At 69.3% G+C, this 22,517-nt stretch carries 25 protein-coding genes; 19 read left to right on the top strand and 6 right to left on the bottom strand.

Annotated elements, in window-relative coordinates:
• Positions 1–3 precede the first annotated feature (3 nt).
• Positions 4–1,110 (bottom strand): phosphoribosylformylglycinamidine cyclo-ligase, encoded by a 1,107-nt coding sequence (gene purM, locus D5S08_RS05955; RefSeq protein ID WP_121117042.1) that lies wholly within the window; start codon positions 1,108–1,110, stop codon positions 4–6.
• Positions 1,111–1,180: 70 nt separating this feature from the next.
• Here purM and D5S08_RS05960 point away from each other — a divergent pair, with 70 nt between their 5' ends.
• From D5S08_RS05960 to D5S08_RS16360, 5 genes are read left to right on the top strand one after another with little or no spacing between them, the layout of a single operon-like run.
• The gene (locus D5S08_RS05960) at positions 1,181–2,470 is read left to right on the top strand and encodes a heavy-metal-associated domain-containing protein (protein WP_241557249.1); all 1,290 of its coding nucleotides are present in this window, start codon (positions 1,181–1,183) and stop codon (positions 2,468–2,470) included.
• A 10-nt stretch (positions 2,471–2,480) separates the two neighbouring features.
• Complete coding sequence (locus D5S08_RS05965; RefSeq protein WP_241557250.1) at positions 2,481–3,104, top strand: HdaA/DnaA family protein; 624 nt, start codon at positions 2,481–2,483, stop codon at positions 3,102–3,104.
• Positions 3,105–3,148: 44 nt separating this feature from the next.
• Complete coding sequence (gene epsC / locus D5S08_RS05970) at positions 3,149–3,883, top strand: serine O-acetyltransferase EpsC (RefSeq protein ID WP_121117046.1); 735 nt, start codon at positions 3,149–3,151, stop codon at positions 3,881–3,883.
• A complete protein-coding gene (locus D5S08_RS05975) occupies positions 3,883–4,245 on the top strand; it encodes a DUF2794 domain-containing protein (protein ID WP_121116545.1) in 363 nt (120 codons plus the stop codon). Before epsC ends, D5S08_RS05975 begins: the two co-directional genes overlap by 1 nt.
• 56 nt (positions 4,246–4,301) lie before the next feature.
• Entirely contained in the window at positions 4,302–4,802 is a 501-nt protein-coding gene (locus D5S08_RS16360) for a DUF1440 domain-containing protein (RefSeq protein WP_126665498.1), read from the top strand.
• A gap of 19 nt (positions 4,803–4,821) precedes the next feature.
• Here the strand turns inward: D5S08_RS16360 and paoC are convergent, their stop codons facing one another.
• The 5 genes from paoC to D5S08_RS06010 form a co-directional block, all read right to left on the bottom strand.
• Complete coding sequence (paoC, locus tag D5S08_RS05990; protein WP_121116551.1) at positions 4,822–7,050, bottom strand: aldehyde oxidoreductase molybdenum-binding subunit PaoC; 2,229 nt, start codon at positions 7,048–7,050, stop codon at positions 4,822–4,824.
• A gap of 2 nt (positions 7,051–7,052) precedes the next feature.
• Positions 7,053–8,006 carry an FAD binding domain-containing protein gene (locus D5S08_RS05995; RefSeq protein WP_121116553.1) on the bottom strand — a complete coding sequence of 318 codons (954 nt, stop codon included), beginning with the start codon at positions 8,004–8,006 and terminating at the stop codon, positions 7,053–7,055.
• A gap of 2 nt (positions 8,007–8,008) precedes the next feature.
• The gene (gene paoA, locus D5S08_RS06000) at positions 8,009–8,647 is read right to left on the bottom strand and encodes an aldehyde dehydrogenase iron-sulfur subunit PaoA (protein ID WP_121116555.1); all 639 of its coding nucleotides are present in this window, start codon (positions 8,645–8,647) and stop codon (positions 8,009–8,011) included.
• An 86-nt stretch (positions 8,648–8,733) separates the two neighbouring features.
• A complete protein-coding gene (locus D5S08_RS06005; protein ID WP_121116557.1) occupies positions 8,734–9,801 on the bottom strand; it encodes an FUSC family protein in 1,068 nt (355 codons plus the stop codon).
• Between the two features lie 122 nt (positions 9,802–9,923).
• The gene (locus D5S08_RS06010; RefSeq protein ID WP_121116559.1) at positions 9,924–10,949 is read right to left on the bottom strand and encodes a flagellin N-terminal helical domain-containing protein; all 1,026 of its coding nucleotides are present in this window, start codon (positions 10,947–10,949) and stop codon (positions 9,924–9,926) included.
• A 233-nt stretch (positions 10,950–11,182) separates the two neighbouring features.
• Between D5S08_RS06010 and D5S08_RS06015 the strand changes: the two genes are divergently transcribed.
• Genes D5S08_RS06015 through D5S08_RS06080 form a run of 14 tightly spaced genes read left to right on the top strand, consistent with a single transcriptional unit; the run spans position 11,183 to position 22,516 of the window.
• Positions 11,183–12,448, top strand: coding sequence for a sigma-54 interaction domain-containing protein (locus D5S08_RS06015; RefSeq protein WP_121116561.1), 1,266 nt, complete (start codon positions 11,183–11,185; stop codon positions 12,446–12,448).
• A complete protein-coding gene (fliE, locus tag D5S08_RS06020; RefSeq protein ID WP_121116563.1) occupies positions 12,445–12,831 on the top strand; it encodes a flagellar hook-basal body complex protein FliE in 387 nt (128 codons plus the stop codon). The genes D5S08_RS06015 and fliE overlap by 4 nt, the downstream gene beginning before the upstream one ends.
• Before the next feature lie 3 nt (positions 12,832–12,834).
• The gene (fliF, locus tag D5S08_RS06025; RefSeq protein WP_121116565.1) at positions 12,835–14,529 is read left to right on the top strand and encodes a flagellar basal-body MS-ring/collar protein FliF; all 1,695 of its coding nucleotides are present in this window, start codon (positions 12,835–12,837) and stop codon (positions 14,527–14,529) included.
• Positions 14,529–15,557, top strand: coding sequence for a flagellar motor switch protein FliG (locus tag D5S08_RS06030; protein WP_241557251.1), 1,029 nt, complete (start codon positions 14,529–14,531; stop codon positions 15,555–15,557). The genes fliF and D5S08_RS06030 overlap by 1 nt, the downstream gene beginning before the upstream one ends.
• Entirely contained in the window at positions 15,550–16,155 is a 606-nt protein-coding gene (locus D5S08_RS06035; RefSeq protein WP_162301934.1) for a FliH/SctL family protein, read from the top strand. The genes D5S08_RS06030 and D5S08_RS06035 overlap by 8 nt, the downstream gene beginning before the upstream one ends.
• Positions 16,149–17,483 (top strand): FliI/YscN family ATPase, encoded by a 1,335-nt coding sequence (locus tag D5S08_RS06040; RefSeq protein WP_121116568.1) that lies wholly within the window; start codon positions 16,149–16,151, stop codon positions 17,481–17,483. The genes D5S08_RS06035 and D5S08_RS06040 overlap by 7 nt, the downstream gene beginning before the upstream one ends.
• A complete protein-coding gene (locus D5S08_RS06045; protein WP_126665499.1) occupies positions 17,476–17,919 on the top strand; it encodes a hypothetical protein in 444 nt (147 codons plus the stop codon). The genes D5S08_RS06040 and D5S08_RS06045 overlap by 8 nt, the downstream gene beginning before the upstream one ends.
• A 32-nt stretch (positions 17,920–17,951) precedes the next feature.
• Positions 17,952–19,247: a hypothetical protein gene (locus tag D5S08_RS06050; protein WP_121116572.1), complete on the top strand. Its 1,296-nt coding sequence runs from the start codon at positions 17,952–17,954 to the stop codon at positions 19,245–19,247.
• Positions 19,248–19,290: 43 nt separating this feature from the next.
• Entirely contained in the window at positions 19,291–19,872 is a 582-nt protein-coding gene (locus tag D5S08_RS06055; protein ID WP_121116574.1) for a flagellar basal body-associated FliL family protein, read from the top strand.
• Positions 19,869–20,756: a FliM/FliN family flagellar motor switch protein gene (locus tag D5S08_RS06060; RefSeq protein WP_121116576.1), complete on the top strand. Its 888-nt coding sequence runs from the start codon at positions 19,869–19,871 to the stop codon at positions 20,754–20,756. The genes D5S08_RS06055 and D5S08_RS06060 overlap by 4 nt, the downstream gene beginning before the upstream one ends.
• Before the next feature lie 11 nt (positions 20,757–20,767).
• Positions 20,768–21,121 carry a flagellar motor switch protein FliN gene (gene fliN / locus D5S08_RS06065; RefSeq protein ID WP_121116578.1) on the top strand — a complete coding sequence of 118 codons (354 nt, stop codon included), beginning with the start codon at positions 20,768–20,770 and terminating at the stop codon, positions 21,119–21,121.
• A 9-nt stretch (positions 21,122–21,130) separates the two neighbouring features.
• The gene (locus D5S08_RS06070) at positions 21,131–21,433 is read left to right on the top strand and encodes a flagellar biosynthetic protein FliO (protein WP_121116580.1); all 303 of its coding nucleotides are present in this window, start codon (positions 21,131–21,133) and stop codon (positions 21,431–21,433) included.
• Positions 21,430–22,230 (top strand): flagellar type III secretion system pore protein FliP, encoded by an 801-nt coding sequence (gene fliP / locus D5S08_RS06075; protein ID WP_121116581.1) that lies wholly within the window; start codon positions 21,430–21,432, stop codon positions 22,228–22,230. Before D5S08_RS06070 ends, fliP begins: the two co-directional genes overlap by 4 nt.
• A gap of 13 nt (positions 22,231–22,243) precedes the next feature.
• A complete protein-coding gene (locus D5S08_RS06080; RefSeq protein ID WP_121116583.1) occupies positions 22,244–22,516 on the top strand; it encodes a flagellar biosynthetic protein FliQ in 273 nt (90 codons plus the stop codon).
• Position 22,517 lies beyond the last annotated feature (1 nt).

Here is a 22,517-nt window from a genome sequence, read left to right on the forward strand (position 1 = left end):
ATGTCAGGCAAGGTGCTGGGCCTGCCAGTCGCCACGCCCGCCCCAAGTCTCGGTGGAACCGCGGACCGTGCAGCCACGCTGCCCTTCCACGATCTCGCCGATGCGGCTGACTTCCTCGCCCGCTGCCTCCAAATCGGCCACGACCTCGTGCGCCAGTTCGGCGGGCACGGCCAGCACCATGCCGATGCCGCAATTGAAGGTGCGCGCCATCTCGCCCGGCTCGATATTGCCCTGTGCCTGCAGGAAGGCCATCAGCCGCGGCTGCTCCCAGGCATCGGCGTCGATCATCGCATGGGTGCCTTCGGGCAGCACGCGCGGCACGTTTTCCAGCAGCCCGCCTCCGGTAATGTGGGCGAGGGCATCGATCTTGCCGCGGCGGATCACCGGCAGCAGACTGCGGACATAGATGCGCGTCGGCGCCATCAGCGCGTCGATCAGGCGCACATCCTGGTCGAACAGGGCAGGCGCATTGAGCCGCCAGCCGAGATCGGCGGCCAGACGGCGCACCAGCGAATAGCCGTTCGAATGAACGCCAGAACTGGCGAGACCCAGCAAAACGTGGCCGGGCGCGACACGATCGCCCGTCAGCTGCTCGCCGCGCTCCACCGCGCCGACGCAGAAACCAGCTAGGTCGTAGTCGCCGGCGGCATACATGCCCGGCATCTCCGCTGTCTCGCCGCCGATCAGCGCGCAGCCGGCGGTACGGCAGCCATCGGCGATTCCGGCGATCACCCGCTCCGCCACGCCATTGTCCAGCGTGCCGGTGGCGAAGTAGTCGAGGAAGAACAGCGGCTCCGCGCCCTGCACGATCAGGTCGTTGGCGCACATGGCGACCAGGTCGATGCCGACCGTATCATGCGCGTCGTGATCGATCGCCAGCTTCAGCTTCGTGCCGACACCGTCATTGGCGGCGACCAGAAGCGGATCGGAATAGCCGGCGGCCTTGGGATCGAAGAAGCCGCCGAACCCGCCGATCTCCGCATCGGCGCCCGGCCGGCGGGTGGCGCGGACCAGCGGGCCGATGGCCCTGACCAGCGCATTGCCGGCCTCGATCGAGACGCCGGCGCCGGCATAGGTGTAGCTTGCGGGAGGGGGGGTATCTTCGGCCATGCTCCAGTCCCTTAATCTTTCGCGCTTGGATTTCCACTCGCCATTGGGCACAAGGCCGGCGATTTCCCTGATGGCGATGCTCACCACACCCTTTATGCCGCTTCGATTGCCGGCCTTGCGGCCCACCGCCATGGCGCTGCTGCTGGCAGCGGCGCTGACGGGCGGCGTGGCGCTGCTGGCGCAGGTCGCCGGCGAACGCGGGATCACCCCGGTCGCAGCCACCACCGATATCGAGGTACGCGGTATTCAGGTGAATACCGCCGGCGACACTGCGGAAGAAGCCCGCCGGGCCGGCTGGGCCGAGGCGCAGCGGCTGGCCTGGGCCAAGATCGGCGGGCCCAAACTGCCCGATTCGCAGCTGGACGGGCTGGTGACTGCGATCATCGTGGGCCAGGAACAGCTCGGCCCGAAGCGCTACATCGCCACCCTGGGTGTGGTGTTCGACCGCACTCGGGCGGGCGGGCTGCTGGGCGGCGGCGGGGCGCGGGCGCGCAGCGCGCCGATGCTGGTCGTGCCGGTGCTGGTGACCGGCGGCACGCAGACCGTGTTCGAGGTGCGCAATCCCTGGCAGCGGGCCTGGGCCGAGTACCAGACCGGCGCCAGCGCGGTGGATTATGTTCGGCCCAACGGCGCAGGCTGGCAGTCGCTGATGCTGACGGCGGGCCAGCCCGGGCGTCGCAGCCGATCCTGGTGGAACGAGTTGCTGGACCAGTTCGGCGCGGCCGACGTGGTGACGCCGGTGGCGGAGCTGACTTATCTGTATCCGGGTGGGCCGGTCGAAGGGCGCTTCACCGCCCGTCATGGCCCCGACAATCGGGTGCTGGGCAGCTTCACCCTGCGCGCGGATGGCGGCGCGCAGCTGCCGGCCATGCTGGCGCAGGCGGTGGAACAGTTCGACCAGATCTTCACGCGCGCGCTCGCCAGCGGGGAACTGCGGCCGGATCCGACGCTGACCCTGGACGAGATCGAATTGAGCCCCGAAGTGCGCGCGCTGATCGCCGCGGCGCGGCAGGCGGAGCTGGCCGACGCTGCCCGCGCGGCGCAGCTGACGCCCGCACCGCCCCCGGTAACGGTCACGCCGCCGTCGCCCACCCCAGGGGCGGAGGCACCCGCCGCGGCGGTTACAAGCAGCTTCACCGTGCAGGTCGGCACACCTGATCCCGCCTCCATCGACGCGGCGCTTGGCTCCGTGCGCGGCGCGCCCGGCGTGCGGCAGGTGACGACGCCGTCGATCGCCATCGGCGGCACTTCGGTGCTGCAGGTCAGCTATGCCGGCGATCTGGCGGCACTCGCCGCGGCGCTGCGGGCGCGTGGCTGGACGGTCACCGAAGGGTCCAACGCCCTCGCCATCACGCGCTAGCGGCGCGCCGGTGGTCGCCACGATCGCCCGCCAGATCGCGCTGCCGCTGGCACAGGGTGCCGGGGCGGCGGCGCGGATCGTGACCGGCGATGCCAATGAACAGGTGGTCGCCGCGCTGTGCAACCCCGCTGCCTGGCCTTATCGCACGGCGATACTCACCGGGCCGCCGCGATCGGGCAAGTCGCTGCTGGCGCGCTGGTTCGCGGAAGGCGGGCGGGGAGAGGCGGTGGACGATGCCCCGCTGCTGGCGGAAGACGCGCTGTTCCATCGCTGGAACAGCGCGCAGCAGAGCGGCACGCCGCTGCTGATCGTGGGCGGCGCTCAAGCGTGGCGGATCACGCTGCCGGATCTGCGGTCGCGCCTGGGCGCGGCGTTGCAGCTGCCGATCGGGCAGCCGGGCGATGCCATGGCGGCGGACCTGCTGATGGCCCATGCGGAGCAGCGCGGATTGCTGCTGGGCCCCGACGCCGCCGAATATCTGGTGCCGCGTGCCGGCCGCTCCTTCGCCTTGCTGGAGCGATTGACGGCGGAGATTGACCGGCTGAGTCTTGAACGCAAGGCGCCGGCAACCCAAACTGTATGGCGTGCCGCGCTGGAGGCGGTGATGGGCCCTGCCGAACCGCGGCTGCTATGACGCAGCTTGGCGCATCCGGCACGGAATGCGACAATGAGGGTCTGATGTTCGAGCGGCTGACCGCCTACCTGGATTCGATCCACGCACGCGACCCGGCGCCGCGCTCGCGTTGGGAAATCCTGTTATATCCCGGCGTCTGGGCGCTGGCGTTCCACCGGGTCGCGCACTGGCTGTTCACCGGGCGGCTGTTCTTCCTGGCGCGGCTGGTCAATCATCTGGGCCGCTGGCTGACGGCGATCGACATCCACCCGGGTGCGCGGATCGGGCGCAACTTCTTCATCGACCACGGCTTTACCGTGATCGGGGAGACGGCGGAGATCGGCGACAACGTCACCATCTACCAATGCGTCACCCTGGGCGGCAGCAATCCGACCAATGGCGTACCGGGCAAGCGCCACCCCACGCTGGAAGATGGCGTGATCATCGGGTCGGGCGCGCAGATCATCGGGCCGATCACGGTCGGCCGCCGCGCGCGCGTGGGCGCCAATGCCGTGGTGCTGGACGACGTGCCGGAAGGTGCGACCATGATCGGCCTGAAGGCGCGCAGCACGCTGGTGCCGGCGGAAACCTGGCTGCGCGAGTTCATGCCCTATGGCACGCCCTGCCGCGAAGGGCAGGAATGCGAGGAAGTGCGGACGGATCGCGCCGACCTGCTGGAAGCGCAGATCGCCGAATTGCGGGCGGAGATCGCCCTTCTCAGGGCGGAACGCCAGCAGCCCGAACTACCGCTGTCGCCGATCACGCGGCAGGTGCAGGCAATAAAGCAGGCCGAAGGCTGATGGCGAGCGAAGGGAACGGCATCATCGCCTTTCCTGGTGTCGGCGTGCCGGGGAAGGCCGGAGCGCAGCAGGTCGGGTTCGACCGGCTGGAGCTGACGCGCATCCTGGATCTGTATGGCCGCATGGTCGCGGCCGGCGAGTGGCGCGATTATGCGATGGGCTTTACCTGCGATTGCGCCAGCTTCTCCGCCTTCCGCCGCGCCGCCGAAAACCCGCAGATGCGGCTGGAGAAGCGCCCGGCCTTGCGCGGCAAGCAAGGCATGTGGGCGCTGTTTGGCGAGCACGGTCAGGTGCTGAAGCGCGGGCACGAATTGCCCGGCGTACTGGCGGTGCTGGAACGGCGGCTGGTGAAGCTGGTCTGATCCGGAACTCGTCCGTGCCCCGGCCCATTGGGGAGGCAGGTACGCAAGGACAGGTTATGACGATCGACAGGAACAGCCCGCTGACCGACCTGCTGGCGGGCGCGGCCGGCGGCATCGCAGCCACGGCAGCGGTCGCCATCTTCATGCAAATGTCAAAGCCGCTGACCGGCAACGACCCTGCGGCGCCCGATGCGGCGGGCGAACCGCGCATCGGATCGCCTGACGCCGCCACGCGTGCTGTCGAGCAAGGGCTGGGCAAGCCATTGTCCGAAGGCAGCAAGCCTGCCGCGACCGGGGCGTTCCAGTTCGCCTTCGGTGCGCTGCTGGGCGCTGCTTACGGCCTTGCCGCACGCCAAGTGCCCCTGGCAAGTGCGGCGCGCGGCACGCTGTTCGGAGCGGGCGTGTTCGCGGTCGCGGACGAGGTGCTGGTGCCTGCCACCGGCCTGTCCGGCAAGCCGGCCGACAGCCCGGCAGAGGTGCATGGCGGGGCGCTTGCCATGCACCTGCTTTTCGGGCTGGTGGCCGACAGCGTGCGGCGCGCCTTGCTGCGCCGCTGACGCTGCCGGTTCCCGCCGGTCAGGCGACCTGCGGCAGCTGGTCGAGATATTTGTCCAGCGTCAGCGGGTATTCGCGCACGCGGATGCCGGTTGCGTTGTAGATCGCATTGGCGATTGCCGCACCCGGGCCGCAGATGCCCAGCTCGCCCACGCCCTTGGCCTTCAGCGGAGTCGAAACCGGGTCCACCGTGTCGAGGAACACCACCTCCTGATGCGGGATGTCGAGATGCACCGGCACCTCGTATCCGGCGAGGTCGTGATTGACGAACAAGCCGAAGCGGGTGTCCACCACCAGCTCCTCCATCAGCGCGCCGCCTGCCGCCATCACCATCGCACCGATCACCTGGCTGCGCGCGGACATGGGATTGAGGATGCGCCCGGCATCGCACACCGCCAGCATCCGCCGGATGCGGGTGACACCGGTGAAGGCGTCCACCGCGACTTCCGCGAAGTGCCCGGCATAGGTGCCGAGATCGTAGCCCTTCTGGAAATCGCCGAACGCTATACCATCCTCCGCCACCTGTGCCCCGGCATCCGTCAGCGCCCAGCTGCGGTCCCCTGCCGTGATCCGGCCGTCGGCGAACGTCGCGTCATCGGCGGCAAAGCCCAATTGCTCGCCGATCTTGCGGCGCAATGCCACGCAGGCGGCATAGACGCCGGCTGTGGAGGAGGCCGCGCCCCATTGCCCGCCGGAACCGGCGGCGGCGGGAAAGGCGGAGTCGCCTAGCCTGACGGAAACACGGTCCAGCGGCAGGCCCATCGTTTCCGCCGCTGTCTGGGCGATGATGGTGTAGCTGCCGGTACCGATATCGGTCATGTCGGTCTCGACCACCAGCAAGCCGTCCGCCTCCAGCCGCACGCGGGCGGCGGATTTCTGCGTCGGTGCGCCGCGATAGCCGGCGGCGACACCCATGCCGACCAGCCAGCGCCCGTCGCGCACCGCACCCGGCCGCGCATTGCGCCGCGCCCAGCCGAAGCGTTCGGCACCTTCGGTCAGGCAGCGGGTCAGGTTGCGTTCCGAATAGCGCGTGCCCGGCTTCCCCGGCACTTCGCCCGTCGGCTCGTTCGCAAGGCGCAGGGCGACCGGGTCCATGCCCGTCGCCTCCGCCAGTTCGTCCATCGCCACCTCCAGCGCCAGGTGGCCGACCGCTTCGCCGGGCGCGCGCATGGCGTTGCCTTCGGGCAGGTCGAGATGGGTGACGCGGCTGGCAACAAGCCGGTTGGCCCCGGCATACAGCACCGGGGTCTGTGCGGTCCCGTCCTCGCCTGACTGGCCGTCCAGGTTGCCCGACCAGCATTCATGCGCGATGGCGGTGATCCGCCCGTCCCGGCCCGCGCCCAGCCGGATGCGCTGGATAGTGGCGTGGCGGTGCGCGGTGTTGTTGGCGATCAGCGGCCGCTGCAGCGCGATCTTGACCGGCCGTCCCGCCTCCTTCGCCGCCAGTGCGGCGCACACCGCATCGGCGCGGACGAACAGCTTCGACCCGAAGCCGCCGCCGATATAGGGTGAATCCAGCCGGACATTCTCCTCCGCGATGCCCAGGATCTTGGCCATGGAGCTCTTGCTCCAGGCGATCATCTGGTTGGAGGTCCACAGCGTCAGCTTGTCGCCGTCCCACCCGGCAATGGTGGCGTGCGGCTCGATCATCGCGTGGCTTTCGTCAGGCGTGGTATAGGTCGCGTCCACCTTCACCGGCGCGGCGGCGAAGGCGTCGGCGAAATCGCCAATCCGCTTGGGCGTCTGCTGGCTTTGCGGATCGCCGCCGTCGCCCGCGCCGTCATCCTGCTCCTCCGCCCCGGCATGCGGCGCCGCGCGGGCGAGGTCGAACGCGCCGGGCGTGCGGTCGTAATCGACGCGGATCAACGCGGCGGCAGCGCGCGCCTGCTCGAACGTCTCGGCCACGACCACGGCGATCGCCTGGTGGTAATGCGCCACGTCCGACCCGCCGAACAGCGGAGCGACATTGCCCATTCCCTTGCCGACCGGCGCCACATCGGGCGCGGCAACAATGGCGACGACGCCGGGCGCGCGGCGGGCCTCGGCCACGTTCATGGCGCTGATCCGCCCCTTGGCGATCGCAGCGCCCAGAATGTAGCCATAGGCTGCATCGGGCGCGACATCGTGCCGTTCATAGGCATAGGGTGCGGTGCCAGTGGTCTTCAGCGGACCGTCGATGCGCGGCGTGGGCTTGCCGATCACCCGGGCATTGTCGAACAGGTTGGTGCCCGCAGGCTGGTTGAAGTCCATGATTATCCCTTCGCTTCGGCCAGCACGCCGGCAAGCGCGCGGGTGGCGAGCGGCAGTTTGAAGGCGTTGTGTTCGGTCGGGCGCGCATCCGCGAAGACCTGCGCGGTGACGGCTGCGGCACCCTGCGGCATGGCGGCTTCCGCTGCCTCCACCCGCCATGGCTTGTGGGCCACCCCGCCGAAGGCGACGCGGCCGGTTCCGTCCGGCTGGATCACGGCCGCGACCGACACCAGCGCGAAGGCATAGGACGCGCGGTCGCGCACCTTGTGGTAGACATGCTCCCCGCCGATCGGGCGGGGCAGGGTGACGGCGGTGATCAGCTCGCCATGCGCCAGCACATTGTCCTTCTCGGGCGCGTCGCCCGGCAGGCGGTGGAACTCGCCAAACGGAATTGTGCGTTCCGTGCCATCGGGTTGCACCGTCTCCACCGTGGCATCCAGCACCCGCAGGGCAATGGCCATGTCACCCGGGTAAGTGGCGATGCATTTGTCACTGGTGCCGATCACGGCCAGCTGCCGGGAATAGCCCTCCAGCGCGGCGCAGCCGCTGCCGGGATTGCGCTTGTTGCAGGGCAGGTTGGGATCGTAGAAATATGGGCAGCGCGTGCGCTGCAGCAGATTGCCCGCGGTGGTCGCCTTGTTGCGCAGCTGCCCCGATGCACCGGCCACGATGGCGCGGGTCAGCACGCCATAGTCGCGCCGCACCCGCTCGTCCGCGGCAAGCGCGGTGTTGCTCACCAGCGCGCCGATCCGCAGGCCGCCATCCCCCGTCTGCTCGATGGCATTCAGCCCTTCGATGTCCTGCACATCCACCAGATGGGCAGGCCGTTCGATCTCCAGCTTCATCAGGTCGAGCAGGTTCGTGCCGCCGGCCAGGAACTTGGCGGCAGGGTTGCCGGCAACCGCAGCGGCGGCTTCTGCCGCAGTGGCGACGCGCTGATAGGTGAAAGGGCGCATGGTCAGGCGGCTCCCAGGTCGGAATTGGCCACTTCGGTGATGGCCTCCACGATGTTGCTGTAGGCGCCGCAGCGGCAGATGTTGCCGCTCATCCGCTCGCGCAGTTCCGCCGCGTTGAACACGGGGGCGGCGGTGATGTCGCCCTGCACATGGCTGGGAATGCCGGCCCGGATCTCCGCCAGGGTGGCCACCGCCGAACAGATCTGCCCGGGCGTGCAGTAACCGCACTGATAGCCGTCATGCTTCACGAAGGCCGCCTGCATCGGATGCAGGTCCTCCGGCGTGCCAAGCCCTTCGATCGTGGTGATCTCGTCACCCTGGTGCTGCACCGCGAGCGACAGGCAGGAATTGATCCTGGTGCCGTTCACCATCACCGTGCAGGCGCCGCACTGGCCATGGTCGCAGCCCTTCTTGGTGCCGGTCAGTTCCAGATGTTCGCGCAAGGCATCCAGCAGCGTGACACGCGTATCCAGTTCCAGCTCCGCCGCGGTGCCGTTCACGGTGAAGGACACGGGCATGCTGGAGGGTGGGGTTCCGCCGCCTGCGCCGGTGCTTTGCGCGTGCGCGCCCGGCGCCTGCGTCAGTGCCACGGCCGCGCCGCTGCCCGCCAGCATGGCGCGGCGTGTTGTGTTGAAAGCCATTCCATATCGCCCTTCGAGTCTGCGCAATTCGTTTGCCGCCATAACGGTTGAAGCGCCACCCTGTTTCGGTCGCAACCGGTATGCGTTCAGGATCGGGCCGCCGCCGACCGTGCCATAGCGCGCTGCACGACGACGCCGGCCACTCCGATTGCCGCGCCCAGCACCGTGTCGACGAGCCGGGCCAGCAGCATGGTCGAAAGTTCCGCGGCCGGCTCGCCCGCCGCCAGATGCGGCGTTTCCGCCAGCAGGATGGCCATGGGTGTGATGAACGCCACGGCCAGCGCGTAATGGCGCACCACCAGCATCTCCACCGCGAACAACAGCGCCATGATCGCCACGGCTGCCTGCCATGGCGCATGGATGAACGCCAGCAGCGGGGCGGCCAGCAGCAACCCGGCACCGGTGCCGGTCACGCGATGAATCTTGCGCTGCCAGGCCTGCGCTACCGATGCGCCGCTCATGATGGTGACGGTGCTGATCGCCACCCAATATGGGTGCGTCAGCCCCAGCAGAGTGGCCAGTGTCAGTGCGACAGCGACCATCAGGCCCAGCACGGCGGCATCGCGCCAGATCGTGGCCGGCCGTTCCGCCAGGGGCTGCACCGGCAGCCGCGCATGGCGACGGCCAATATGGATGGAGTAGATCGCCGCCACGATCAGAGCGAACAGGCAGCCGGTCGTCAGGCCGGCCAGCTGCGTCAGCGCTCGGGCCGGCGGCAGCGGCGCGGCCGCTGCGGCGATGGCGGCAGGCATGACCAGGAACAGGCTGCCGGGCGGGCTGCGCTGCAGCAGGCGGCACAGCGCCGCGGCGCCGGTCGCGGTCAGGCCGATTCCCGCCGCGACGGCCGGCATGCCGTGCCCGGCGAGCCACAGACCGGCGGCGTAGCAGGCGATCATCGCCAGGGCGAAGATCGCGACGATGCGCAGCCGGTGCAGCAATGGGGTGCGTGGCAGATAAAGCAGGACCATGCCGCCCAGTGATCCCGCCAGGCCCTCTCCGACCCACCCGGTGGCGATGCCGGCCAGCAGCGGCCCGCCCGACGCGATCATGCAGGCGAATGCCAGCTCCCACGGGCGGTCGCTCGGCTGCATCCTGCGCAGCGATCGGACCGGCGCCAGCAGCGCCGCGGCAGAGTTTGGAACGGGTGCGGGCATGCCACTTCCCTCACTGGGAAAGCGGCCCGGCTGTCAAGCATTGCACGCACAGGAAAAGGCCCGCACCGATCGCTCGGTGCGGGCCTCCTTTGCCCCCGTAGGAAGGGTGGGCGAAGGTGTTGTTAGCGCAGCAGCGACATCACGTTCTGCTGGCTCTGGTTGGCCTGGCTCAGCATCGCGGTCGAAGCCTGGCTCAGGATCTGCGCCTTGGCGAGCGCAGTCGTCTCGGCGGAGTAGTCGGTGTCCTCGATCCGGCTCTTGGCGTCGGACAGGTTGGTGACGCCAGCGGTGAGGTTGTTCACCACCGATTCCAGGCGGCTCTGTCCGGCACCCAGGCTGGCGCGGGTTTCGGCAACTGCGTCGAGCGCGGTGTCGATCGTGGTCAGCGCGCCCTGAGCACCGGCCGCAGTCAGCACGGACACGCCGCCTGCCACATCGGTGTCGCCGTCGGCGATGTAGAAGGTATCGCCTTCAGCCAACGTCTTTTCCGTGCCGATGTCGGCTGCGAGGACCGCCGCGCCTTCCATCTCGGCACCGAAGGCAACGTCTTCGGCGGTGACCGTGCGGGTGGAGCCGATCAGGGCGTGGCCTGCGACCAGAGCGGTGGACAGGCTGCCCGGTGCACCCGCCGTCGCCGTGCCATGCACGGCAGCCAGGTTCAGCTGCTTAACCTTCAGCACCAGCTGGTCGTCGCTATCGGCACCGACCTGGATCTGGATGTTGTTGTCGGCCGTCGCGTCAAACAGGTCCACGCCGTTGAACTTGGTCTTGGTAATGTCCACCAGCTGCTTCTGCAGCTCGGTGACCTCGGCCTGCATGTTCTCGCGATCCTTGGTCTGGTAGGTGCCCGAAGAACCCTGGACCGACAGTTCGCGCATCCGCTGCAGGATGTTGGTAACTTCCCCCAGCGCGCCTTCGGCCGTCTGCGCCAGGCTGATGCCGTCGTTCGCGTTGCGGATCGCCTGGCTCATGCCGCGAACCGAAGCAGTCATGCTCGTCGCGATGCCCAGACCGGCGGCATCGTCCTTGGCGCTGTTGATGCGCTTGCCGGTGGACAGGCGCTCCATCGCGGTGCCGAGCATCTTGTCGGCGGCGGTGGAAGCGTTCGCGGCCTTCATGGACGCGATGTTGGTGTTGATGACAGCCATTGTAGCAAACTCCTTGGCGGTAAACCTGCGGTAAGTGCTGCCATCACGATCCCATATAGCGTGGCAGTCACAGGCTAGACCGGACGGGGGCGCCGAAACTTAAGCGGAAAAATGTGGCCGCAGCCGGAACTTTCGGATGATTAGGGGAAAACCGCAGGCCTGAAATTAAGGCCGTTTTGGCCGTCCCGGGCGCAAGACTCGGCCCAGGAAGGGTCAAGGTGAAAGTCGGGGTCATGGGCGCTATCGCTACGACGAAATTATTCGATGCCGCGCATGCGGCGCTGGCGGCGCGGCTGGCGGGGGTGGCACCGTCGCTGTTCCCCGGCCGGCCGGTGCTGCTGGCCGATGCCGGCGAACGGAGCGCGGGCGAACAGCCGGGCGTTTCGGTGCAGCGGGCGGAACGGCCGGGCATCGAGCTGGCCGGTGCCTCGGCCCGGCTGAGCTACGCCGATGCCCACTCCCCTGCCAGCCTCGCTGCGCTGATCGCGCTGCTGTGCGGCCGGCACGCGCCCGTGGCGGCGGATCCGGCATCGCTGTCGGTGCTGGCGCTGGCCGACCGGATTGCCCGGGCGGACATCCCCGTGCTGATCGCCGGCCCCACCGGCACCGGCAAGGAGGTGGTCAGCCGTTTCATCCACAACCAGTCGAGCCGTGCCGACAAGCCGTTTGTGGCGGTGAACTGCGCTGCCATTCCCGAGACCATGCTGGAAGCGCTGCTGTTCGGCCATCAGAAGGGCGCCTTCACCGGTGCCGCGACGGCCGGCGAGGGCTTCTTCCGCGCGGCCGATGGCGGCACGCTGCTGCTGGACGAGATCGCGGAAATGCCCTTGGCATTGCAGGCCAAGCTGCTGCGCGCCTTGCAGGAAGGCGAAGTGGTGCCGGTCGGCGCGACCCGCCCGGTGAAGGTGGATGTGCGGATTATCGCCTGCGCCAACCGCGACCTGCCGCTGGAGGTGGAGGAAGGCCGTTTCCGCGCCGACCTTTTCTACCGGCTGAACGTGTTCCCCATGGCGCTGGCCGCCTTGTGCGAGCGGCCCGCCGACATCGCCCCGCTCGCCTTCTCCATGGTTCTGCGCCACGCCACCAAGGGCCGGCCCGTGCCGTGGATCAGCGACGAGGCGCTGGCGCTGCTCGAAGAGCATGGCTGGCCCGGCAACATCCGCGAGCTGGAGAATGTAATCCGCCGCGCACTGGTGCTGGCCGGCACGGAGCGGGAGATCGGCGTGCAGCATGTCGTGTTCGACCGCCCAGCGCGGCTGGTCGCTCAGGCGGAACCGGCACCAGTCACCATCGCCGCACTGCCGGCTGCGCCGAGCATCGACAGCAAGCTGGCCGGCATCGTGCAGCTGTCCGAGGCGCGCGCCATCATGGCGACGCTGGATGCCTGCGGTGGCCGCCGGACGGAGGCCGCGCGGCAATTGGGCATCTCCGAACGCACCTTGCGCTACCGCCTGGCTTCCTACCGTGAAGCCGGCCTGTCGATCGCAGGTGCACGATGAGCGGCATCTCCGCCATCGGCGGCAATATGGGCACCGTGCAGCAGATCATGCAGATGCGTGCCGAACTGATCGACCGTTCCGCGCTGTTGCGTGAACTCCACAGCACTCGCCCGGACAGCGTCCCGGGCATCGTCGGCAGCCCGGGCGCGATGCAGCCCGCGGGCACCAGCTTCGCCGCCACGCTGGAAAGCGCGATGGACGGGGTGAACGCCACGCAGGTGAAATCGAACAGGATCACCGAAGCCTATGAACGCGGCGAGGTGACCGACATCGCCGCCGTGATGCTGGCGCGGCAGGAATCGGGCGTTGCTTTCGAGGCGACGCTGCAGGTGCGCAACAAGCTGCTGAATGCGTACCAGGAAATCATGCGGATGGGGGTCTGATAGATGGCTGAGCTCGTTACCTCTCCGCCTGCTTCGGCCGGCATCGCGCCGCCCGCCCCCAGCGTGCTTGCACCGCTGCGCGATCCGCTGGGCGGCCCGCTGCCGCGACGGCTGTCCGCCTTTGTCGCACAGCCGCCGGTGAAGAAGGCCTTGCCCTGGTTTGCCGGCGTGGCCGGGGCCGGCGTGCTGGCGCTGACCTGGGCTGCGATGGCGCCGGCTCCGCAGCGCGTGCTCTATGCGTCGCTGGACGATGCCGATCGGGCGTCGGTTGTCGCCGCGCTGGATACTGGCGGCATCGGCTACACGATCGACAATTCCACGGGCGCACTGACCGTGGCGGAGGACGATCTGTACCGCGCCCGCATGCTGGTGGCGCAGGATGGCGCGCTGGCCACGCCTGAAAGCGGCACGCAGATGCTGGACTCGCTGCCGATGGGCGCCAGCCGCACGTTGGAGGGCGACCGCCTGCGCGCCGCGCGCGAACGCGAACTGACGCTGACCATCGCCGAGATCGACGGTGTGGAGTCCGTCCGCGTCCACCTGGCGGAGGCGGACCGGTCCGTCTTCGTGCGGGAGAACATCCCGCCCTCCGCTTCCGTCATGGTGCGGATGGCACGGGGACGGCAGCTGTCGGCATCGCAGGTGACGGCTATCGCCAATGTGGTGGCCGCATCGGTGCCCGGCCTGTCGATCGATGCCGTGCGCATCGCCGACCAGCATGGCCGCCTGCTGAGCCAGCCTGACGCCGACAATCCGGATCGGCTGGATCTGCAATCGCGCATGGAGGCCAAGCTGCGCGGGCAGGTGGAACAGCTGCTGGCACCGATCGTGGGGGCGGGTAACTTCTCCTCCGAGATCCAGGTCCGCCTGAACATGGACGAGACCACTTCGGCGCGCGAAAGCTATGACCGGGAAGGCGCGCTGCGGCGCGAGACGCAGCAGCAATCGCAGGGCGGCGGGCCGGCGATGGGCGTGCCGGGCGTCCTGTCCAACACGCCGCCGCCGGATGCGCAGGCCGTGAACGAGGCGCCCGCCGGCAACACGCCGCAAGCTCCGCAGGTCGAGGAAAGCAGCTCCACCCGGCAATATGAGCTGGGGCGCGAGGTCGCGGTGTCGAACAGCACACCCGGCACGCTGGAGCGATTGTCCGTGGCGGTGGCGCTGAACCGGGAGGCCATGGCGGGCATGAAGCCAGCTGACACCCAGGCGCTGGAACGGCTGATCGGTGCCGCTGTCGGCGCCGATGTGCAGCGGGGGGACACGGTGGCCGTTATCGTGCGTCCGTTCACCACGCCGCTCGAAGAGGCGGTTGGGTTCTGGGAGCAGCCCTGGTTCGCCACGGTGGTGCGCAATGTGGTGGCGCTGATTGCGGTGCTGCTGGTGCTGCTGCTGGCCGTGCGACCGCTGGTGCGATCGGTGACGGGCGAGAAGGCCAAGGCGGCGAAAGGCAAGGGCAAGCTGGTCAAGGCAACGAGTGAGGAGGGCGACGAGGACGCGGAGGACGCACCGGCCGACGGGGCGGCCGCGCTGGGCGCGCCGGACGCCCTCCCGCAACTGCCTGACCTGATGCCCGCCGACGATCCGCGCCGCCTGGCTGCGCAGATGGAACTGGCGCGCCAGATCGTACGCGACAAGCCCGACGATGCGCTGCTGGCGCTGCGCCGGATGATCAATCAGCCCCGTGCGGAGGCCGCGTGATGAGCGAAGCCATGGAAGCAACCTCCGTGCAAACCAGCGGGGCCGATCAGGCGGCCGTAATGGTCATGCTGCTGAGCGAAGCGGACGCCACCGGCCTGATCGGCCGCCTGTCGCAGGAGGAATTGCGCACGCTGGGCGCGCGGATGCTGGAGCTAGGCGAGATCGGCCCTGACGCCATCGTCGACGCCATTGCCGCATTCGCCAGCCATGCCGGGCAGCAGGGCATCCCTGCCTGGAGCCGGGTGGAGGATGTGCGACAGCTGATGACCGGCGCGCTGGGCGACCTCCGCGCCGGCAGCCTGATGCGGCAGGTCGCGCCCGATGCGCTGCCGCCGCCGACCCCGGCGCTGGAGATCGCCCGCTGGCTGGAGCCGGACGTGCTGGTGCCGCTGATCGCGGAGGAGCCGCCGCAGGTGATCGCCGTGCTGCTGGTGCAGCTGGATGCCGGCCTCGCCGCCAAGGTACTGGCCGGGCTGCCCGATGCGCTGCAGGTCGCGGTGGTCCACCGGATCGCGCGGCTGGGCAATGTGCCGGCGCCCGCAATCCAGCTGCTGGAGGAGACGCTGTCGGTCCGGCTGGAGCGGATTCACGGCGTGCCGGCCCATCGCATGGGCGGCGTGCGCGATGCCGCGGGCATCATCAACAGCGCGGCCCGCAGCCTGGAGCGCCTGGTCATGCCGGGCATCACCAAGGTCGACAAGCAGCTGGCGAAGGATCTGGAGAACGAGCTGTTCCGGTTCGAACATCTGTTCGGCCTGGACGCCAAGATGATGGGCACCCTGCTGCGCGAGGTGGAAAGTGAGGTGTTGATCGATGCGCTGAAGGGCCTGGAGGAAGGTCAGCGCGACGTGTTCTTCGCCGCCATGTCCAGCCGCGCCGCCGATGGCGTTCGCGATGAGATCGAGGAGCGCGGTCGCTTGAAGAAGGCTGATGTGGAGGAAGCGCAGAAGAAGATCATCGCCACCGCCAAGCGCCTGGCCGCCGATGGCACGATCATCCTGGGCGATGGGGAGGAGGATTATGTCTAGCCTGCCGCTGCTCGCCACCACGGGCACCTTCCGTCCCGCCCGCATCACCAACGGGTTCGCGGCCGATCGCCGCTTCGCGCTGGTCGGCGCGGAGCCAGCAGTGGCGCCTGCGCCCGTGGAGCCGGGCATCGACCCGGAAGAGGCCGCGTTCGAGGCTGGCCGGGCGCAAGGGCGGCTGGAGGCGCTGGAGACCGCGCGGCGGGAGGAAGCCGATCGCGATGCCGCGCGCGGGCAGATCGAGCTCGCCTTCGCCCGCATGAACGAGGATGCGCTGCTGCAATTGCGCGACCGCCTGCGGCAGACCGTGCTGGCCTTGTGCGAGGAGGCGATCGTGCCGCTCGCCATTGATGCCGACGGGCTGGTGCTGCGGGTAGAGCGCGCCGCCGCGATGCTGCGCCGCGCTCAGGACGAGAAGCGCGTGCTGCTGAACCCGGCCGATTTCGACCTGATCGCCGCTCGCCTGCCCGCCGGCCTCGACTGCGCGCCCGACCCGGCGGTGGAGCGCGGCGGATTGCGCATCGAGACGGCGGATGGCGGCGTGGAGGATGGCCCGGGCCAATGGCGCCGCATCCTGGCAGAGGCGTTTCGCGAATGCTGAAGGCGCTGGACCGGGTGCTGGACGACCTGTCCGTAACCCCGCTGGACTGCGCGCCCCGACGCTTCGGCCGGATCACCGCCTGCGACGGCGGCCTGATCGAGGCGAGCGGGCTGGCGGTGCCGATCGGCGGCCTGTGCCGGATCGATGCCGGGCGTGCCGGCGGGCCGGAGCTGATGGCGGAGGTGATCGGCTTCCGGAATGGCCGCACGCTGATGATGCTGCTGGGCGATGCGGTGCTGCTGCGCCCCGGCCTGGTGGTGCGGCCGGAGGGGCGGCCGGGCATGGTGCCCGTGGGGCCGGAGTTCCTGGGCCGCGCGGTCGATGCGATGGGCCGGCCGATCGATGGCGGACCGCCGATCCGCGCGCTGGCAGACTGGCCGGCAAATGGCCTCCGCACCGGCGCGCTGGACCGCGCCAGCGTGCGCGCGCCGTTCGACACCGGCATTCGTGCACTGAATGCGCTGACCACCTTTGGCGTGGGCCAGCGTGTCGGTATCATGGCCGGATCGGGCGTGGGCAAGTCGGTGCTGATCGACATGATCGCGCGCTGGGCCGTAGCGGACGTAGTCGTGGTCGGCCTGATCGGCGAACGCGCGCGCGAGGTGTCGGACTTCGTCAACCGGCACATGCAGGGGGACGCCGCCCGCCGCACCTGCGTGGTGGCGGTGCCGGCGGACCATGCGGCCAATGTGCGGCTGCGCGGCGCATTGCTGGCGACATCGCTGGCGGAGCATTTCCGCGCACAGGGACTGAAGGTCCTGCTGATCCAGGACAGTCTGACCCGCATCGCTCACGCCGCGCGGGAGATCGGAATCCTGCTGGGCGAACCCGGCGCCGCGCGCGGCTATCCGCCATCGGCGCTGAACACGATCAGCAAGCTGGTGGAACGGGCCGGCAATTCAGCGGCCAGTGGCGGTTCGATCACCGGCCTCTATACCGTGCTGGCCGATGGCGACGACCAGAACGACCCGGTGGTGGACACCGCCCGTTCCATCCTGGACGGGCATATCGTGCTGTCGCGCGACCTGGCGCAGCGGGGGCAATATCCGGCGATCGACATCGGCGCCTCGCTCAGCCGGGTCATGACCGACATCGTCTCGCCCCAGCAGGCGATACAGGCCCGCAGGTTCCGCGCGCTGGTTTCCGCCTATGAGAGCAATCGCGACCTGGTGCTGATGGGTGCCTATCGCGCCGGTGCCGACGCGCTGCTGGATCGCGGCATCGCACTGGCCCCGGCGCTGAGCGCCTTCATGTCGCAGGAGATGGGCGAGTGCGTGCCGCTGCCCGCGGCGGCGCAGCAGCTGGCGGCGCTGATCGGCCATGAATAGAGCGCGGCTGCGCCGGGCGATGCTGATCGAGCGGTTGCGATCCGCCGAATACCGCCGCGCCGCGGCCGATGCGCAGGCGGCACAGGCCGTGCGCGACAAGCTGGAGGGCCTGTCCGAACGCACACGCACTCTGGCCGGCCTGTATTCGCTGCGCGATACCGCGCGGGACGGGGCGGACCTCGCCGCAGCCACGATGCTGAGCGCCCATCTGCGCGAGATTGGCCGCGCCGCGCGCGCGCAGGCGGACACTGCGCGGGCGGAAGCGGAGGTGCGCTTCGCCGAACTGGCCCGGGCGGAGCGCCGCCGGCAGCGATCGTCGGAAGACCGCCGCGACATGGCCGCATTGCTGCTGGCGGAGCAGGAGCGGCGCGAGGCGGGCGTGCCCATCCGCAGCATCGCGACGGCAGAGCCGGAGGCTGGCACGCTTCTTGATTGATGCCCCGCGGATGAACAGCGGGACCGTATCACATGAACGCATTTGACGCAGCCACGGGCGACACCGGGCTGGCCAACCTTTTCGCCAGCCTCGGGACACCAGCGAGCGGGCAGGGCGCCCAGACGGCCATGCAGGGTACCACACCCTTTGCACAACTGCTGGATCAGCTGAACGCGCTGCCGATGCCGCAAGCGGAGGGCCCGGCATTGTCGCTTGCGCGCGTGATGCCTGAGGGGGTGCCGCCCGCTGCGATGGTCCCGCTGGGACCGTTGGCGCCGTCTGTTCAGCAGCTTTGCCAATCTGCCGGGGAGCCGATCCCGGCAGAGCATGCGCCGGCTCGCGTGGCGGCGTGGGGAGGCGGGCTGCGCCTGCCGGTCATCGGCAAGATGCTGCCGCCGGTCGCGACGGGCGGCACGATCCTGCCGGCCGGGTCGGTGGTCGAAGCTGCTCCGGGCGAGGAGCCGGACGTCGTCACCGAACTGCCGGTCGCCGACATGCTGGCCGAGGCGGCGCACGAGGACAGCGTGCCTCCGGTGCAGCCGGCGGCTGTGCAGCTGCTGACCACGGCGTTGCCGCCAATGTCCGTCACCGCGTCTGCCGTGCCGCTGCGACCGGCCGGTGCCGCCGCGGCCTGGGTGCACCAGAGGTCTGTCAGTGGCTCCGGCACTTTGGACTTAGCTGCGCCGACCACCCCGGCCGTTCCGGCTGTTACGCTGACCGCAGCGGATGCGTCGGTCGTACATGCCAGCGACATGCCGGCGATGGCGGAGCATGCGCCCAAGGAGGTCGCCGTCCTTGCCGGCTCACCCCGGCCCACCATGCCGGTCACAGCCGACCTTCACTCCGCCGCAAGTCCTGCCGACCCCGTTGCCTCCGCCCCGCAACTTCGGCCCGAGCCGCAGCAACTGGCCATGCAGGACCTCACCCAGATCGTCGAGCGGCTGGCCGCCGCGCGGGAGGCCGCCGCACCTGCCGCCACGCAGCTGGCGGTGGAACATGCGGAATTCGGCCCGCTGTCCCTGTCCATCCAGCAGGGCGACCGGGGCGAGCTGGCGATTGCCGTCACCGCCGCGGACCGGGACAACCAGGCCGCTCTGGTGGCCGCGATCGCGCAAGCGGAGGCACCCGGATTTGAACAGGCGCCCGAACGCCGCGGCAGCGAATCGGCACAGCGTGATCCGGCGGGTGCCGGTCAGCAAGGCGAGCAGCGCGGCCAGGGCGGCGCGCAACGCGATCGCTTCGCCGGACAGCAGCAGCGCCATGCCATGCCGCACCGGGAGCCTGCGCGGGAGCGGGGCGGGGAAACGCGTAGCGGCACCTACGCCTGAAGTTAACTCCTTCCAGCCCATTAACCAGACATAGTAACGGGGAATGACGGACGTGAGCGACAGCGCGGAACCGAAGAAGAAGGGCAAGAAGGGTCTTCTGATGAAGATCCTGCTGGGCGTGACCATGCTGGGCGTGGGCGGCGGCGGGGCGGTGGGCCTGATGGCGGCGGGCATCGTCGGCAATGACCATCACGATTCCGAGCCGGAAGGGCCCGGGCTGGTGCGCAAGGGCGAGGCAGATCCTTACCTGGTCGCCAATGGCAAGAAGGATGCGGTGGAGGTCGTTCATGGCGATGGCGGCAGCAGGTACCGCACCGCCTATTTCAACTTCACGGACAGCTTCACCAGCAATCTGAAGAACAGCCCGGCTCTGGTGCAGGTCAGCCTGACCGCATCCACCCAGCGCGACGGCCGGGTGCTGATGTGGCTGGGGGAGCATGAGCTGGCGCTGCGCAGCCGGGTGCTCGTCGAACTGGCCGACACGGACGAGGCCTCTATCAACAGCGAGGCCGGCCGCGCACGGCTGCAGAAGCGGCTGGCCGATGCCATCAATCACGAGCTGCAGCGGCTGGAAGGTTTCGGCGGCGTCGACAACGTCCTGTTCACGCAGATCATCGTGCAATGATGCAGTTCGAACCCCTGCGCGCCGCCGCGCGGGCAGCCACCCACGCGGCGATCCTGTGCCGCCCCGCGCCGGTAAAGCCCGCCCCCTTGCCACGGCTGCAGGCGCAGCACGGCAAGCTGGCGCGCCGTTTGGCGGAGAAGCTGGCTGGCGTGCTGGCGGTGGACGAGCCGCAGGTGCGCGCGACCGGCATCGAGGAGATTGCCGCCGGTGACCTGGGCAACATCATCTCTCCGCTGGCTGCAAATGCCTTGTGGTCGGTGGTTGGCACGCCGCACCGGCTGCTGATCTCGGTCGAGGGCAAGGCCGTCCTCGCCGAACTGGACCGTGCCTTTGGCGGCACGGGAGAGATCGACGGGCCGCTGCCCGCCGCGCTGCCGCTATCGGCCGATCGCCTGGCGGACCGGCTGGAGAATGCCGTGGCGCAGGCGATCGGCGATACGCTGGGCTGCCTGCTGGCCAGCGCCGCGCGGGATACCAGCCTGGCGGTGCTGCACCCGTTTGCCGAAGATCGGCCCTTGGTGGTGATCGGCTGTGAACTGGGGCGCCCGTGGAAGCAGGCGGCCACCCTGGCCATCGCGGTGCCGGTCGATGCATTGGCGGACCTGCTGGCGGGGGATGACGGGCAGGCCCCGCGCGCAGCCCGCCAGCCCGCCAGCCCGCTGGACCAGCCCTTTGCCGACCTGCCGCTGGGCCTCTCGGCCACACTGGTGGACATGCATGTTCCGATCAGCCGGCTGGCGGCGCTGACGCCGGGCACCGTGCTGCCGGTCGGCATCGCGCGGGCCGTGCCGCTTTCCATCGAAGGCACCGTGATCGCCCGCGGCACCGTGGGCGAACTGGACGACCAGGTCGCGGTGCAGATTTCCCATGCCTTCCGAGCGTGAAAGGACAGATCATGAGCATTGCTGACGGGTTCGGCCTGATACAGGATATCGACGTCCGCCTGACTGTCGAGCTGGGGCGCACGCAGATGCGCCTGCGCGATGTGCTGGCGCTGGCTGAGGACAGCGTCGTGCGGCTAGACCGGCTGGTCGACGAGCCGCTGGACGTGATGGTGAATGGCAAGCTGATCGCCAAGGGCGAAGTGGTGTCAGAAGGCAATCGCTTCGGCCTGCGCATCCTGGAACTGGTCAATGCCGCCGGGGCAGGAACTGCGGCCATTGCTGCGCCTGCGCCGGAGATCGTGGTCCCGGACATCGAAGCCAAGGTGCCTGCGAAGGCTGCGCCATCGCGCGCGGCCAAGGGCTGAGATCCCGCCATGGGCTGGTACATTCTGAAACTGCTGATCCTGCTGCCACTTATCGGCGCCCTGATCTGGGGCAGCCTGAAGCTGGCGCAGCGAATGCAGGGCACCATCGGCGCCCCCAAGGCCGGCGGCCGGGCGGTGCGGATTGTGGAGACGGTGATGCTGTCGCCCACACTGCGCCTCGCCGTGCTGGAATTTCATGGCCGCGAGATCCTGGTCGCCACGGGTCGTAACGGCCTGACCCGGCTGGGCGAGGCCCCGGCCCGCGTGCCTGCGGAAAGCTTCGCCGACGTGCTGGTGGAGACGCGGGCATGATCCGGCCGCTTGCCGCTGTTGGCAGCGCGATCGCATCCCTGGCGATTCCCGTCGTGGCGTGGGCGCAGGCCGCTGCGCCGGCCATGCCGCCGGGCGTGCCCGCACCGCCGGCCGCCGTTCCCGGCGCGCTGGACCGGGCCTTCGGCGAGCTGGGCGGGGCAGGGGGCGAGCCGCTGAGCCTGTCCCTGCAGCTGCTGCTGGTGATGGGCCTGCTGACCATCCTGCCGGCGCTGATCCTGATGATGACCAGCTTCACCCGCATCATCGTGGTGCTGGCGATCCTGCGGCAGGCGATGGGCCTGCAGCAGAGCCCGCCCAACCAGGTGCTGATCGGCCTGTCGCTGTTTCTCAGCCTGTTCGTCATGGCGCCCACGCTGGACCGGGTGAACGATGCCGCCCTTGCGCCCTATGCCGCCGGGCAGATGAATGCGGAGGACGCGATCGCCCGCGCAGGTGACGAATTCCACCTGTTCATGCTGCGCCAGACACGCGAAGGCGACCTGCGCATGTTCGCCGACATTGCCCGCGTGCCCGCGTTCCAGAGCGGCAATGATGTGCCGTTTTCCATTCTGCTGCCGGCCTTCGTCACCAGCGAGCTGAAGACCGCCTTTCAGATCGGCTTCATGCTGTTCCTGCCCTTCCTGGTGATCGATCTGGTCGTGTCGTCGGTGCTGATGAGCCTGGGCATGATGATGATGTCGCCGATGCTGGTGTCGTTGCCGTTCAAGCTGCTGCTGTTCGTGCTGGTCGATGGCTGGGCGCTGCTGATGGGCAGCCTGGCCAGCAGCTTCGCCTGAGGGGAGAAGGCCGGTGGACGACCTTGCCCTGTTCCTTTCGCTGACCGACCGGATGCTGTGGGTCACCGCGCTGGTCGCCGCCCCCGTGCTGCTGGCCAGCATGGCGGTGGGCCTGGTGATCGGCCTGGTGCAGGCCGCCACCAGCGTCAGCGAACAGACGCTGACCTTCGTGCCCAAGCTGGCCGCCATCGCGCTGGTGCTGGTGTTGCTGGGTTCTTCCATGATGGTGCTGGTGTCCGATTTCATGGGCCAGATCTTCGTGGAGATCGCGCGGATCGGCGACTGAC

Source organism: Croceibacterium ferulae (genome assembly GCF_003660445.1).
In the GTDB taxonomy this organism is placed as follows: domain Bacteria; phylum Pseudomonadota; class Alphaproteobacteria; order Sphingomonadales; family Sphingomonadaceae; genus Croceibacterium; species Croceibacterium ferulae.